This window comes from Marinobacter alkalisoli, assembly GCF_045449855.1.
Taxonomy (GTDB): Bacteria; Pseudomonadota; Gammaproteobacteria; order Pseudomonadales; family Oleiphilaceae; genus Marinobacter.
On the sequence record NZ_JBJJLC010000006.1, the window covers coordinates 191,150 to 206,237 of the forward strand.

Annotated in this window: 12 protein-coding genes; all 12 read left to right on the forward strand. The window is 57.6% G+C overall.

Annotated features, from left to right (window positions below):
* The first annotated feature begins 138 nt into the window (after window positions 1–138).
* The 12 genes from leuC (at window position 139) to ACJO5Y_RS04400 (ending at window position 15,002) form a co-directional block, all read left to right on the forward strand.
* Complete coding sequence (gene leuC / locus ACJO5Y_RS04345) at window positions 139–1,557, forward strand: 3-isopropylmalate dehydratase large subunit (protein ID WP_406985201.1); 1,419 nt, start codon at window positions 139–141, stop codon at window positions 1,555–1,557.
* Window positions 1,558–1,573: 16 nt separating this feature from the next.
* Window positions 1,574–2,221 carry a 3-isopropylmalate dehydratase small subunit gene (leuD, locus tag ACJO5Y_RS04350; RefSeq protein WP_406985202.1) on the forward strand — a complete coding sequence of 216 codons (648 nt, stop codon included), beginning with the start codon at window positions 1,574–1,576 and terminating at the stop codon, window positions 2,219–2,221.
* Window positions 2,222–2,352: 131 nt separating this feature from the next.
* Window positions 2,353–3,426, forward strand: a complete 1,074-nt coding sequence (gene leuB, locus ACJO5Y_RS04355; protein ID WP_406985203.1) for a 3-isopropylmalate dehydrogenase — start codon at window positions 2,353–2,355, stop codon at window positions 3,424–3,426.
* A 128-nt stretch (window positions 3,427–3,554) separates the two neighbouring features.
* Entirely contained in the window at window positions 3,555–4,670 is a 1,116-nt protein-coding gene (gene asd, locus ACJO5Y_RS04360) for an aspartate-semialdehyde dehydrogenase (RefSeq protein WP_406985204.1), read from the forward strand.
* 384 nt (window positions 4,671–5,054) lie between these two features.
* On the forward strand, window positions 5,055–8,261 hold the full coding sequence (locus ACJO5Y_RS04365; RefSeq protein WP_406985205.1) for a FimV/HubP family polar landmark protein: 3,207 nt from the start codon (window positions 5,055–5,057) through the stop codon (window positions 8,259–8,261).
* A 103-nt stretch (window positions 8,262–8,364) separates the two neighbouring features.
* Window positions 8,365–9,258, forward strand: a complete 894-nt coding sequence (truA, locus tag ACJO5Y_RS04370) for a tRNA pseudouridine(38-40) synthase TruA (protein WP_406985206.1) — start codon at window positions 8,365–8,367, stop codon at window positions 9,256–9,258.
* Between the two features lie 10 nt (window positions 9,259–9,268).
* On the forward strand, window positions 9,269–9,898 hold the full coding sequence (locus ACJO5Y_RS04375; protein WP_406985207.1) for a phosphoribosylanthranilate isomerase: 630 nt from the start codon (window positions 9,269–9,271) through the stop codon (window positions 9,896–9,898).
* Window positions 9,891–11,099 (forward strand): tryptophan synthase subunit beta, encoded by a 1,209-nt coding sequence (trpB, locus tag ACJO5Y_RS04380; RefSeq protein ID WP_406985279.1) that lies wholly within the window; start codon window positions 9,891–9,893, stop codon window positions 11,097–11,099. The genes ACJO5Y_RS04375 and trpB overlap by 8 nt, the downstream gene beginning before the upstream one ends.
* A gap of 41 nt (window positions 11,100–11,140) precedes the next feature.
* The gene (gene trpA / locus ACJO5Y_RS04385; protein ID WP_406985208.1) at window positions 11,141–11,953 is read left to right on the forward strand and encodes a tryptophan synthase subunit alpha; all 813 of its coding nucleotides are present in this window, start codon (window positions 11,141–11,143) and stop codon (window positions 11,951–11,953) included.
* Between the two features lie 46 nt (window positions 11,954–11,999).
* Window positions 12,000–12,926, forward strand: coding sequence for an acetyl-CoA carboxylase, carboxyltransferase subunit beta (gene accD, locus ACJO5Y_RS04390; protein WP_406985209.1), 927 nt, complete (start codon window positions 12,000–12,002; stop codon window positions 12,924–12,926).
* A complete protein-coding gene (gene folC, locus ACJO5Y_RS04395) occupies window positions 12,910–14,211 on the forward strand; it encodes a bifunctional tetrahydrofolate synthase/dihydrofolate synthase (protein ID WP_406985210.1) in 1,302 nt (433 codons plus the stop codon). The genes accD and folC overlap by 17 nt, the downstream gene beginning before the upstream one ends.
* Window positions 14,212–14,348: 137 nt before the next feature.
* Window positions 14,349–15,002: an SPOR domain-containing protein gene (locus ACJO5Y_RS04400; RefSeq protein WP_406985211.1), complete on the forward strand. Its 654-nt coding sequence runs from the start codon at window positions 14,349–14,351 to the stop codon at window positions 15,000–15,002.
* The last annotated feature ends 86 nt before the right edge of the window (window positions 15,003–15,088 follow it).

Sequence of the window (15,088 nt, forward strand, 5' to 3'; positions counted from 1 at the left end):
GACCTTCACCAAAGCATAATCGATAACTAGTAGGCATGCGATAGATGAAAAACATGAATTGAGGTTATCCAGTGCAGAGCGGTAAGATAGCCCTATAGAGAGTCATAATCAGAAACCCCCAAAGAGTGAGAGAGAACCATGGCGGGCAAGACCTTATACGACAAATTATGGGACGACCATCTCGTCAAACAGCGGGACGACGGCTCCGCATTGATCTACATCGACCGGCACTTGCTGCACGAAGTTACCTCGCCCCAGGCCTTCGAAGGACTGCGCCTGGCCGGCCGCAAGCCCTGGCGGATTGACGCCAACATTGCCACGCCGGACCACAACGTGCCTACCACCGATCGCGAGCGCGGTGTGGAAGGTATCGTCGACCCGGTGTCCCGCATCCAGGTCGAAACCCTCGACAAAAACTGCGATGAATTCGGCATCCTCGAGTTCAAGATCAAGGACCAGCGCCAGGGCATTGTCCACGTCATTGGCCCGGAGCAGGGCGCTACCTTGCCGGGCATGTCCATCGTCTGTGGCGACTCCCACACCTCCACCCACGGTGCCTTCGGCTGTCTCGCCCACGGCATCGGTACATCGGAAGTGGAGCATGTGCTGGCCACCCAGTGCCTGGTGCAGCAGAAAATGAAAAACATGCTGGTCAAGATCAATGGCAAGCTTGGCCCCGGTATAACCGGTAAAGACGTCGTACTGGCCATTATCGGAAAGATTGGCACCGCGGGTGGTACCGGGTACGCCATCGAATTTGGTGGTGAAGCGCTGCAGGGGCTGAGCATGGAAGCCCGCATGACCATCTGCAACATGTCCATCGAGGCGGGCGCTCGTGTCGGCATGGTGGCCGTGGATGATACCACCATCAATTACGTCAAGGATCGCCCATTCTCGCCCAGTGGCGAGCAGTGGGAGGCCGCCGTTGACTACTGGCGCACCTTGCACAGCGATGATGACGCGGTGTTTGACAAGGTCGTGGAGCTTGAAGCTTCCGACATCAAGCCTCAGGTGAGCTGGGGTACTTCGCCGGAGATGGTGGCCGGTGTGGATGCCAATGTGCCTGACCCCGAGAAAGAAGCGGATCCCATCAAGCGTGAAGGCATCGTCCGGGCGCTCAAATACATGGGACTCCAGCCGAATATGCCGATCACCGATATCAAGCTGGATCGCGTATTTATTGGTTCCTGCACCAACGGTCGCATCGAGGATCTCCGTGAAGCGGCGACTGTGGTGAAAGGCCGTAAGGTGTCTCCGACACTCAAGCAGGCGATGGTGGTTCCCGGATCCGGACTGGTGAAGGCTCAGGCCGAACAGGAAGGCCTGGACAAGATCTTTATCGAGGCGGGGCTGGAATGGCGCGATCCGGGCTGTTCCATGTGTCTGGCCATGAACGCTGACAAGTTGGGGCAGGGCGAGCATTGTGCGTCTACCTCGAACCGGAACTTTGAGGGGCGTCAGGGCTTTGGTGGCCGTACCCACCTGGTCAGTCCGGCCATGGCCGCGGCAGCCGCGGTCACAGGCCACTTCATTGATGTCCGCGAATTGATGCACTGATCCACAGGAGAGAACCATGCGCGCATTTACGCAACACCAGGGCGTTGTCGCCCCCATGGACCGTTCCAATGTGGATACGGACATGATCATTCCCAAGCAGTTTCTGAAATCCATCAAGCGCACCGGGTTCGGCCCGAACCTGTTCGACGAACTGCGCTACCTGGACGAAGGCAAGCCGGACCAGGATAGTTCCCAGCGTCCGATCAATCCGGACTTTGTGTTGAACCAGGACCGATACAAAAATGCCAGCGTACTTCTGGCCCGGGCCAACTTCGGCTGCGGCTCCAGTCGTGAACACGCCCCCTGGGCGCTGGATGATTACGGTTTTCGGGTGATCATTGCGCCCAGCTTTGCGGATATTTTCTACAATAACTGCTTTAAGAATGGCCTGTTGCCCATTGTTTTAGAAGAAAAAGTGGTTGATCAACTTTTTCAGGAAGCCGAAGCACAGGAAGGCTATCAGCTGGCGGTGGACCTTGAGGCTAAAACCGTGACCACACCGTCTGGTGAGTCCTTCAGTTTCGATGTCGACGATTTCCGCCGACACTGCCTGCTTAACGGGCTGGACGACATTGGTGTCACGCTGGAAGATGCTGAGCTGATCAAATCATACGAAGAGAGCCGCCGGAAAACCGCTCCATGGTTGTTTGGCGCTGGTAATTGAGGGGCGTCAGTGTCGGATTACGCTTTCGCTAATCCGACCTACATGAGAACCCAATGTCGTAGTGCACGATCGTAGGTCGGATTAGCCGAAGGCGTAATCCGACAAACCAGTAAAATTTACAAGGAAAAATCATGCCCAGAACTGTACTTATGCTCCCAGGCGACGGCATCGGCCCGGAAATCGTCGCTGAAGCCGAGAAAGTGCTTCACAAAATCAACGAGAAGTTCGACCTCGGTCTGGCCTTTGAGTCCGGGCTGGTCGGTGGTGCGGCTATCGACGAAACGGACAGCCCGCTGCCGGAGGACACCCTGGATAAGGCCCGCAAGGCGGATGCGATCGTTCTGGGCGCCGTGGGTGGCCCCAAGTGGGACGGTTTGCCCATGGCCAAGCGTCCTGAGAAGGGGTTGTTGGGTTTGCGCTCCAGTCTTGAACTGTTTGCCAACCTCCGCCCGGCGATTCTCTACCCACAGCTTGCTTCAGCGTCTTCCCTGAAGCCGGAAGTGGTTTCCGGCCTGGACATTATGATTGTGCGGGAACTGACCGGTGGCATCTATTTTGGCCAGCCCCGCGGTGTGCGTGAACTGGAAAGTGGCGAGCGCCAGGGTTACAACACCTACGCCTACACCGAATCGGAAATTCGTCGTATCGGTCGGGTCGCGTTTGAGGCCGCCCAGCAGCGCGGCAAGAAGCTGTGTTCCGTCGACAAGGCCAACGTGCTGGAGGTGACGGTTCTGTGGCGGGAAATCATGGAGGACCTGCGCCGGGAGTACCCGGACGTTGAGCTGTCCCACATGTACGTTGATAACGCGGCCATGCAGCTGGTTCGTGCCCCCAAACAATTCGATGTGATTGTGACTGGCAACATGTTTGGTGATATTCTTTCGGACGAAGCGGCTATGCTCACCGGCTCGATTGGCATGTTGCCATCGGCATCGTTGAACTCTGAAAAGCAGGGCATGTACGAGCCTTGCCACGGTTCAGCGCCGGATATCGCCGGTCAGGGCGTGGCCAATCCGCTGGCAACAATCCTCAGTGCTGCCATGATGTTGCGGTACAGCCTGAACGAGGAAAAAGCCGCCGAAACCATTGAGGCGGCCGTCAGCAAGGTACTGGACCAGGGGCTTCGAACCGCGGACATCATGTCCGAAGGGGCGAAAAAGGTGTCCACCCGTGAAATGGGTGAGGCGGTTCTGGCGGCGTTGTAAGCCGCGGCCCGGGTTAATGTTTTTGAGACCCGACGGTAACGGGATGCAGTTGCCGCGGGATCATCCATCCTGTCCCTGCCAGCGATAAAGGCAGAGGGCGGGCATAAAACGAGGTTCAAAGGTCGCACATGAAGCGAGTTGGACTTATTGGCTGGCGTGGCATGGTGGGCTCTGTCCTCATGCAACGCATGCGTGAAGAAAACGATTTCGCGGATATCGAACCGGTATTCTTTACCACATCCCAGGCCGGCAAACCGGCTCCGGACGTAGGTAAGGAAGGCGTTCCTCCCCTGCAGGACGCGTTTGATATCGATATCCTGAAAACCCTGGATGTCATCGTTACCTGTCAGGGTGGCGATTACACCGGCGAGGTCTATCAGAAACTGCGTGACGCGGGCTGGGAAGGCTACTGGATTGATGCGGCATCCACGCTGCGGATGGTGGATCATTCCGTAATTGTTCTGGATCCGGTCAACCGCAACGTTATTGACGAAGCGCTGGACAAGGGCGTCAAGGACTACATCGGTGGTAACTGCACCGTCAGCCTGATGATGCTGGCCCTCGGTGGCCTGCTGGAGCAGGATCTGATCGAGTGGGTGTCTCCGATGACCTACCAGGCGGCTTCCGGTTCCGGCGCCCAGAACATGCGCGAACTGCTCAACCAGATGGGAGAGTTGAACGGCAGCGTCAAGAGCGAGCTGGACAGCCCATCGTCAGCGATTCTGGACATTGACCGCAAGGTCACCGAAACCATGCGCTCCGATGGCTTTCCGACCGAGCACTTCCAGGTGCCCCTGGCCGGCAGCCTGATTCCGTTCATCGACAAGCAGCTTGATAACGGCATGAGCAAGGAAGAGTGGAAGGCGGGCGTAGAGACCAACAAGATCCTGGGTCGCTCCGACAACCCGATTCCCATTGATGGTATCTGTGTCCGGATTGGCGCGATGCGTTCTCACAGTCAGGCACTGACCATCAAGCTCAAGAAGGACCTGCCGGTTTCCGAGATTGAGTCTATTCTGGCGAAGGCCAATGACTGGGTGAAGGTGATCCCCAATGATCGTGACGCGACCATTGAAGAGCTGACCCCGGCCAAGGTCACCGGAACCCTGAGCGTGCCGATCGGCCGAATCCGCAAGCTGACCATGGGGCCGGAGTATATTTCCGCGTTTACCGTGGGGGATCAGCTGTTGTGGGGTGCTGCCGAACCGCTGCGCAGGATGCTCCGGATTCTCCAGGAGCGTTAACCGCTGTGTAACAGTTGGTATTAAATGCCAACTGTGTCCGGTTTCAGAGAACCGGTCAGGGGGCGGAGGCTGAAATCAGTCTCCGCCCCTGTTATTTTTCAGAAGCGAGTTTGTAGGTGTTGGTGCCTGAGTTGGGCTACTATTTCCCGTGCTGATCAAGCCGATCATCGTTCGGTAACAGTAAGTTCCGCGCCTTTTGTAAAAAAATGGTACAACGGCTGCAGCTGATTGATTGATAAAACGGGCTTTATCAACAATACTTGGCCCACTGAAAATTAAAAAGATTACATAATAACTATAGAAAACCAGACGGAAGTCATCCAACCTCGTCCGATTCTGTTTGAAAAAGCAGTAACGAATAACGGAGACTGGTAAGGAAAAAGCATGAAGGTACGCAAGCTTGCGGTTGCCCTGGCTCTGGCGGGAGGGCTCGGTTCCGGTGTCGCACAGGCCCTGGGGCTGGGTGAAATTGAACTGCAGTCCTATCTCAATGAGCCTCTTGAAGCAGATATCAACCTGCGTAAAAGCCAGGGAGTCGATCCTGACGATGTATTCGTCAATATCGCTTCTGAAGGCGATTACCAGAGAGTCGGTATTGATCGGAACTATTTCCTTACCAAACTCAAGTTTGAGGTTACGACCAGCAATGACGGCAATCTGATCGTCAACGTATCCTCAAGAGAGCCGCTTCGCGAGCCATATCTGAACTTCCTGCTGGAAGTGACCTGGCCAAGCGGCAGGCTGATGCGGGAGTATTCACTGTTGGTGGACCCGCCTGTGTACGCTGAAGATTCGGGTATTCAGGAGCAGGTGTCTGCGCCGGCCACCCGCCAGTCGACGCCACCTGAAACCAGCACCGGAACCTCACAACGTTCCGGGCAGCGCCTATCTGACGGTACCTCATCTTCACGCACCACTGCAGGCCCCCGTACGCTTGGGCCAACCAATTCTTCCGACACGCTCTGGAAAATTGCCCAAAGCGTGAAGCCGAATGACAGCGTTTCTACGCAACAGGTCATGCTGGCTATCCAGGATCTGAATTCAGACGCGTTTATTGATGGCAATATCAATCGTCTCAAGCGCGGTGAAGTGCTGAGGGTTCCAGATCTGGAACAGATTCGTAGCCGTAGCCGTGGTGAGGCCAATCGCCAGGTCTCGATGCAGAATGAGGCGCTTTCCAGTCAGGCCCGTACGGTGGACGCCACCGAGTCCCGGTCGTCTGACGGGGCCGCTTCGGACACCGCAGGTGCTGGTGGTGATGAGCTGCGGTTGATTGCGGCTGAAGATTCCGGCAGCCGTGATAGCGAAGATGGCGGGTCCGCCGGGGGCGATGGTCAGACCGCTGGCGGCGTCGATGCGGGTTCTGCGGTGGCAATGGAAGAGCTTGAAAGTGCTCGCCGGGAAAGCGAGGAGCTGAACAGCCGGGTGGAAGATTTGCAGGATCAGGTCGAAACCCTGCAACGCCTGCTGGAGCTGAAAGATAGCCAGCTGGCTGAGATGCAGCAGATGGGCGGTGATGAAGATACGTCAGCGACAGCCCAGCCTGGCGAAGAGGGGGGCATGGATGATGACCCCATGGCCGCCGGTGATGAGATCGCTGGCCAGGGTGAGTCGGAACAACCGGGCAGTGAAGATCAGGAAGTCGCCGCAGAATCACCCGATACTGCGGATGCGGCCGGTGAGTCTGCTGACGCCGCAGGTGCTGAAGGACTGGAATCCGGTGACGACGTCGCTGAAGCCGATGGTGACATGGCTGCAGTCGAGGGCGACGAGCCCGCTGAAGAGAACATGGCGGCAGCTGACGATGCCGGGCTGTCTGATGAGGACGGGCCTGGTGCGGAAGCAGGGGCGGGTGATCCCGACCCCGGGACTCAGTCATCGGTTACAGAGCCGGACACGACCGAGGAACCCGCCACTCAGCCGGCTGCTCCGGCGCAACAGCCGGACAAGGGTTTTCCTGGCAATGTCATAGATGCGATTACCAATAACCCCATGTATCAGATCGCCCTTGGCGGCGGCCTGATTCTGCTTTTGTTACTGCTGTTGCTTTTGGCGCGTCGTAACGCGAATCGCGAAAAGGCGTTCTATGAGCAATTGAATGGGGAAGAGGGTGATGGCTCAGATACCTTTGATCTGAACCTTGAAGACGATGAGCCTGTCGATACAGCAGCGGGTGATCCCATGGCCGAGGCGGAAACCTACATCGCCTACGGCCAGATGGATAAGGCGACTCAATCTCTGGAAACAGCGATTTCCAGGGAACCCAGCCGTGCTGATCTCAGGCTGAAGCTGCTGGGCGTGTACGCAGACACTCAGGATCGGGAGTCGTTTGATAAGCAGTTCCGTGAGATTGAGGCGCTGGAAGATGACAGCGCCATTGCGGAAGCCGGTACGCTGCGGGAAAGGCTGGACGAAGCAGAGTCCATGCCCAGTATTGATGACCTGGAGTCCCAGTTGCGTTCTGATTCCTTTGGTCGGGAAGAAGAAACGTCTGGCGAAGAGTCAGCATCGCCTGAGAGTGGCGTTCATCTGACGAATGAGACCCTTGACAACCCGGAGGAGTCCCGTCAGCCAGAGCAGTCCAACGACGAGCTTGAAGAATTTGATACCGATTTCTCCGACCTGGATCTGACAGAAGAGCCGGAAGTGGAGCCGAAGCCTGAGTCAGAGGCTGACTCCGACAACGGCGCGATCGAGTACGATCTCTCGGGCATTGATGAATCCAGGGATGAAGAAATCCTCGCTGTTGAAGGCGCTGAAGCTGAAGAGGATGATGACCTGAGCTTTGACTTTGAGGGTTCCTCCCTGGAAAGTGACGCCGACACGGCATCCCTTGAGGCTTCCGACGATTTGTCTGATGAATTGTCTCTGGAAGATTTTGACAGCCTTGAAAGCGATCTCACCACGGATGACGCTGCCGAAAAGGCGGATGAGGTGTCATCGTTTGAGGAACCCGTGGAAGGCAATACTGAGGAAGGTGAGGGTCTTGGTGATCTCGACGAGTCTTTCCTTGATGAGCTGGATGCGGAACTCGACAAGGTTGCCGACGAGTCCGGCGATGACCCCCTGGCGGGCGAAGAGTCCGGCATGGATGACCTTGAGCTGGATGTTTCTGACGAAGACCTGGCGCTGATGGAAGAGTTTTCGGAGTCCGGCGATGCCGATACGCTGGAAACTGAAGAGCCCGCACCGGCGCTGGATGAGGAACTTGATCTGGAGGATTCCCTGATGGATAACAAGGACGAAACGCCAGAGGAGCTTTCGGATCTCGGTGAAACCGATGAGTTTTCGGCCGATGCCTCTGAATCTTTCGAAGAAGCTGATGTCGAGCCACCCGTGGCTTCGGATTCACTGGATGCAGATTCCCGTAAAACCGCGGTTGAAGATCTCGACGAATCCGACCTGGGCGATGATGACGACTTTGACTTCCTCGCAGGTACTGATGAAGCGGCGACCAAACTGGATCTGGCTCGTGCTTACATCGAAATGGGGGATATGGACGGCGCCCGCGACATTCTTGAGGAAGTTGCGCTGGAAGGAAGCGATGAGCAGAAGACAGAAGCGCAGGATCTTCTTAAAAATCTGTCCTGATTCGTTATAATCAGGCTCATCGAACGCAGAACGCCGGCTACCGGGCGCTGACCCGGCTACAGCCGGCGTTTTGTTTTGTTATACAGGTTAGTCGGATTGTCACTTGTTTCTGAACCCGCAAGCACTTACCACGGATAATGCCATAGGCGATGGTCGCGTCGCCCTGGCTTTTGAATACGACGGACGCTCCTTTCACGGCTGGCAGGCGCAGAAATCCGGTGTTCGCTCGGTTGAGGCGGAGCTGACCCGGGCTGTGTCAAAAGTGGCCGATCACGAGGTGGATCTGGTCTGCGCCGGACGTACCGACGCGAGTGTTCACGCCAGTTACCAGATTGTTCATTTTGACACGTCATCGGTGCGCAACCTGCGTTCGTGGGTGATGGGCATCAATACAGCACTGCCTGACGACATCGCCGTGCATTGGGCCGGGAATGGCGTTGGCGACTTTCACGCCCGGTTTTCCGCCACCTATCGCCGTTATCGTTACGTCATCTATAACCACCCGGTTCGGCCTGGCATCCAGCGCGGACAGGTCAGTTGGACATTTCGCCCCCTGGATGCGGAAAAGATGAACGAGGCCGCCCAATTCCTTCAGGGTGAGCACGACTTCTCCTCATTTCGTGCTGCTGGGTGTCAGTCCCGCAGCCCCAACCGCTTTATGGAGCATATACAGGTAAGCCGAAAAGGCGAATTCGTCGTAATTGATGTACAGGCCAATGCGTTCCTTCATCACATGGTCAGGAATATTGCCGGCGCACTGATGGCGGTTGGTACTGGTAAGCGACCTGTGCAGTGGATTCGTGAGATACTGGAGGCCAAAGACCGGACGGTGGCTGGAGTGACCGCACCGGCATTCGGGTTGTATCTGGTGGATGTGGGCTATCCTGAGCGATTCGGAGTGCCGCCGGCACTCTGTGGTCCAGGGTTTCTACGGCCCTGGTTTGAGGGTGAGGACAATCGACCAAGGCAACCCACGTGGACCCATCGAACCAACTGACGCAAGGCCTATGAGAACCCGAGTCAAAATCTGTGGCATAACCCGACCCGAGGATGTTCGCGCTGCTGCACAGGCGGGGGCGGATGCGCTGGGTTTCGTATTCTACGAATCAAGCCCCCGATCGGTGACCGTTCCACAGGCAGAAAATCTGGTGTCGGTTTTGCCGGCTTTCACCGGGGCCGTAGGGTTGTTTGTGAATCCGGAGAGGGAGTGGGTTGAACAGGTCCTCAAAACCGTCCCCCTGGACCTGCTCCAGTTCCATGGTGATGAATCACCGGAATTCTGCGCCAGTTTCGGCAAGCGCTGGATCAAGGCTGTCCGTGTCCGGAGCTCTGGTGATATCGAGTTGGCGTACGATCGTTACGCGGGCGCCAGCGGTTTGCTGGTAGACGCCTGGGACCCCCAGCGGTACGGGGGGACCGGCAAGAGTTTCAACTGGTCACTGATTCCGGCCCATCGCCCGTTACCGCTGATATTGGCCGGAGGCCTGGCATCTGATAACGTTGCCAGCGCTGTAGCACAGGTCCGGCCCTGGGCGGTGGACGTCAGTGGCGGTGTGGAGAGTAGCAAGGGCGTGAAAGACAGCGCGAAAATTTCCGACTTTATAAACGAGGTTCACCGTGTCGATGAAACTGACTGAAGAAATGCTGAGCGCACTTCCGGATGCACGGGGTCACTTCGGTGCCTACGGCGGCCGGTTTGTGTCGGAAACCCTGATGGATTCGCTGATGACGCTGGAAAGAGAGTACCTGCGTCTGAAAAAGGACCCGGCATTCCAGAAGACGTTTGATGAAGACCTTGCCAATTATGTTGGCCGCCCCAGTCCGCTGTATTTTGCCGAACGCCTGACCCGTGAAACCGGCGGTGCCCAGATCTGGCTCAAGCGGGAAGACCTGAACCATACTGGCGCCCACAAGGTGAACAACACCATTGGCCAGGCGCTGCTGGCAAGCTTCCTGGGCAAGAAACGGGTCATCGCCGAAACCGGTGCCGGCCAGCATGGCGTTGCGACAGCCACGGTATGCGCGCGCCTGGGGCTTGAGTGCCATGTGTTCATGGGGTCAGAAGACGTCAAGCGCCAATCCCTGAACGTGTATCGGATGAAGCTTCTGGGGGCCGAGGTCCATGCCGTGGAAAGCGGCACCAAGACACTGAAGGACGCCATGAACGATGCCATGCGTGACTGGGTGGCAAACGTGGATGAAACCTTCTATATCATCGGTACGGTCGCTGGTCCACACCCTTATCCCTTGCTTGTGCGGGACTTCCAGTCGGTGATTGGCCGCGAAACCCGCAGGCAGTCTCTTGAACAGGCCGGTAAGCTCCCGGATGCTCTGGTAGCGTGTGTGGGCGGCGGTTCTAACGCCATTGGCATGTTCTATCCGTTCCTCACGGATGAGAGTGTGCAGATGTACGGAGTGGAGGCCGGTGGCCTGGGTATCGAATCCGGCCAGCATGCCGCACCATTGTGCGCGGGCCGTCCGGGTGTGCTCCACGGTAACCGGACCTACCTGATGGAGGATGAGAACGGCCAGATCGCCAGCACCCATTCCGTAAGCGCGGGTCTTGATTACCCGGGCGTTGGCCCCGAGCACAGCTGGCTGAAAGACATTGGCCGCGCCCAGTATGTGTCGGTGACTGACGACGAAGCGCTTGACGGGTTCCGCAAGCTTACCCGGGTGGAGGGCATCATGCCGGCGCTGGAATCCGCCCATGCTGTGGCCTACGGGGTGAAACTGGCGGCCACCATGGACAAGGACCAGGTGCTCGTGATTAACGTCTCTGGCCGTGGCGACAAGGACATACACACCATCGCCCAGTTGGATGGCATTGAAGTCTGATCAAACGGTAAACACTCAGTGTACAAGAGACAGGAGCAGGCATGAGTCGAATTGAAGGGGTGCTAAAGTCCCTGAAAGGGCAGGGACGCAAGGCGTTGATCCCTTACATTACCGCAGGTGATCCGCACCCGGACCAAACCGTTGGTCTGATGCACACCCTGGTAGAGGCTGGAGCGGATATTATCGAACTGGGTGTGCCGTTCTCCGATCCCATGGCCGATGGCCCGGTGATTCAATTGGCCTGCGAACGGGCCCTGAAGCATGGCACCTCGCTGCGCCAGGTTATTGCTATGATCAAACAGTTCAGGGAAACCGATGACACCACGCCGGTGGTCCTCATGGGGTATCTGAACCCGATGGAAGCCATGGGCTACGAGGCGTTTGCGGACGCAGCGGCCGATGCCGGAGTCGATGGTATCCTGACGGTCGACCTGCCTCCGGAGGAAGCGGACGAAGTGGCTCCACTGTTTACCGCCCGCAAGCTCGACGCGATTTTCCTGTTGGCGCCCACTACGACCGATGACCGGATCCGCTCAATCAGTGAGCACTCATCCGGTTATGTGTACTATGTTTCATTCAAGGGGATCACCGGTGCTGGCAACATAGACGTGGATGAAGTGGCCTCCAGGGTTGCCCATATTCACGACATCACCGCCTTGCCGGTGGGCGTTGGTTTCGGTATTCGTGACGCGGAAACCGCTGCAGCGGTTGGTCGGGTATCCGATGGTGTAATTGTTGGCAGCGTTCTGGTCGATACAATAGCCAGAAATCAGGCGGATCCTGAACAGCTGAAACGGGCACTGACGGATCTGCTCCACCCAATGCGAGAAGCACTGGACGGTCTGGCTTCCTGAATCTCAGGCAACCAGGCGGGCAGGCATCAAAGGACAGGATGAAAACATGAGTAACTGGCTGGACAAAATCATGCCGAGCAAGATTCGCTCGGAATCCAAACAGCGCACTGGCGTACCTGAAGGGTTGTGGAAGAAGTGCCCCAAATGCGGCGCCTTCCTGTACAAGCCTGAGCTTGAGAAAAACCTGGATGTCTGCCCCAAGTGTAATCATCACCTGAGGGTGAACGCCCGGCGCAGACTGGATGTATTCCTGGATGCCGACGGCCGGGAAGAGATTGCCGCAGATCTTGAACCCTGGGACCGGCTCAAGTTCAAGGACAGCAAGCGCTACAAGGACCGTCTTGCCCACGCTCAGAAGGCGACGGGCGAGAAAGACGCCCTGGTCGCCATGAAGGGCACGACCCTTGGGCTGCCGTTGGTGGCCTGTGCCTTTGAGTTCAACTTTCTTGGCGGCTCCATGGGGCAGGTTGTGGGCGAGAAGTTCGTGCAGGCGGCGAATGTCTGCCTTGAGGAGCGTATTCCCCTGGTCTGTTTTTCTGCCAGCGGTGGTGCCCGCATGCAGGAAGCGATCCTTTCCCTGATGCAGATGTCGAAAACAGCGGCTGTGCTGGAGCGCATGAAGCAGGAAGGTATCCCCTATATTTCCGTGATGACCGACCCTGTGTTCGGTGGGGTGTCCGCGAGTCTGGCCATGCTGGGTGACCTGAACATTGCCGAGCCTAACGCCCTGATCGGGTTTGCCGGCCCGCGGGTCATTGAGCAGACTGTTCGGGAGAAGCTGCCGGAAGGTTTCCAGCGCAGTGAATTCCTGCTGGAGCACGGCGCCATCGACATGATTCTCCATCGCCACCAGATGCGTGAGCGTATCACCCATGTGCTGGCGAAGTTTACCGGGCATGACAAGCCGGCGACGGAAGACCCGATAGAGTTTGAAGTGACAGAAAGACCGGAAGCCGATGCCGCCGAAAGCTGACCACATGTCCCGGCACCCGGAAGCTCCGGGTGCCGGAGCCACGCTGGATCAGTGGCTGTCCTACCTGGAATCCATTCACCCCGCAGAAATTGACCTTGGACTTGACCGCGTACTGGTGGTGCTGCGCCGGTTGTTCCCCCGTAAACCGGCTGCACGGATCATCACGGTCGGCGGCACCAACGGAAAGGGCAGTACCGTGGCCTGTCTGGAGTCCCTGTTGATGGCCGCAGGTCGCACGACGGGGGCTTACACCTCGCCTCATCTCCAGCATTACAATGAACGGGTGCGGCTGAATGGCAAAGACGTAGCGGATGACGAACTGATTGCCGCGTTCGAAAAAGTCGAGAACGCCCGCAAGAATGTCACGCTGACGTACTTTGAGTTCGGAACACTGGCGGCTTTCGTATTGCTGGCCCGGGCAGGGGTCGAAGACTGGATCCTGGAAGTCGGTCTTGGCGGACGCCTGGATGCCGTCAATGTGCTCGACCCTGACCTGGCTATTATCACTTCAGTGGATATTGATCACGTTGCCTTCCTTGGTAATGACAGGGAGGTGATCGGCTTTGAGAAGGCAGGCATCCTCAGGCCCGGCATTCCGGCAGTCTATGCCGATATCGACCCACCGCGATCCGTCTTGCAGCAAGTGGCGGCACAGCGTGTCAGGTTGCATCGACTGGGCGATACCTACCGTCTGGAGGAGGCCGGGCAGGTGAGGGTGCTTCGCTTCAGCGACGGCAATGTCACCGTTGCGCTGCCGCCAGTAACGTTGCCTTTAGGCAGTGTTGCTGCCGCAATCGTCGCCTTCCACGAGCTGGAGCCTGAGCAGTCGCTGGATTCGCTCGTTCCGGCCATTGGTCAGGTCCGCGCGCCGGGCCGGTTCGAAAAGCTGGGTGACAGCCCCGCCGTGTATGCGGATGTTGGTCACAATCCCCATGCGGCCCGCTGGCTGGCCATTCGTCTTGAATCGATGAAATCGCCTGCAGGGCGGATTTTAGCGGTCTATGGGGCGCTCTCCGACAAAGATGTCGAGGGTGTGGTGTCGGCCATGGCATCGGTGGTGGACCACTGGTACGTGGGCGGTCTGGATTGTCATCGCGGATTGGCTGCCGGGGAACTCGCAGGGCGGGTTGCTTCTGCATCTTCCGGGCTCAATGTTACCGAGTGCGATACGGTCTCCGGTGCGCTTCAGGCGGCCATGAATCTGGCCAAGCCGGATGACCTGGTGATTGCCTTTGGCTCGTTCTATACGGTGGCGGAAACCCGCCGGTTCTTTGGGGCGGAGTAATAAAGTGGCGGACTTCCGCCTTAAAGTTTGGTCATGCCCGGGTAGAGACTTTGAGTTCTCCGCAGCAGGCGGTTAGTATCTGGCCTGATCGCCAACTTCCGTGGCCGCCAGTGGTATAAAACAGGGGACATCAAGACGTGGACGGACTTAAGCAAAGAATAATCGGCGCATTGGTACTGGTTTCCCTTGCGGTTATTTTTGTGCCCATGCTGTTTGACGAGCCCCATTCCGAGCGTACCTCCAACTCGATCAAGATTCCCGAGGAGCCCCCATTCCCCGAGGTTGATGCCCCGGAGCCGCCGGAAGCAGACGCCCCGGCCTATCGGCTAGAGGAAACGGATGAACCGGAACCAGTCGCAGACAGCGATTCCCAACAGGTACAGCGGGTGGAAGAGCCCGTTGAGCAGGCGCCGGCGCCTCAACCGGCACCGGAACCTGAAGCCGCCCAGGAAGAGCCGGTGTCGCAGCCGGTGGCAGACGAATCCAAGCCCGAACAGGATGACGGTGAAGAGCCTCAGCAGGCTGCTTCTGCCGAATACGCCGGCTCTCTGGAAGGTGCCTGGGTTGTCCAGCTGGGAAGTTTTGGCAGTGCCGATAATGCCCGGAACCTCCGCAACAAGGTTCGCGATACCGGTTACAGCTCCCACCTGCAGGAAATACAGCGTGGCGATGCGACCCTGACCCGCGTGTTCAGTGGCCCGTTTGCCGAAAAAGCCGAGGCTGAACGAGCCAAGAAAGCACTCGATCGCGAGTTTGGTCTGAACAGCCTTGTGACCACCGGGGACAAATAACACGGTCTTCCGTAAGTGTTATGCGAAACCGGCAGTTTGGTGCGGGGGCGTTTCCTGTTAGAATTCGCGCTTCAATATCACCACCG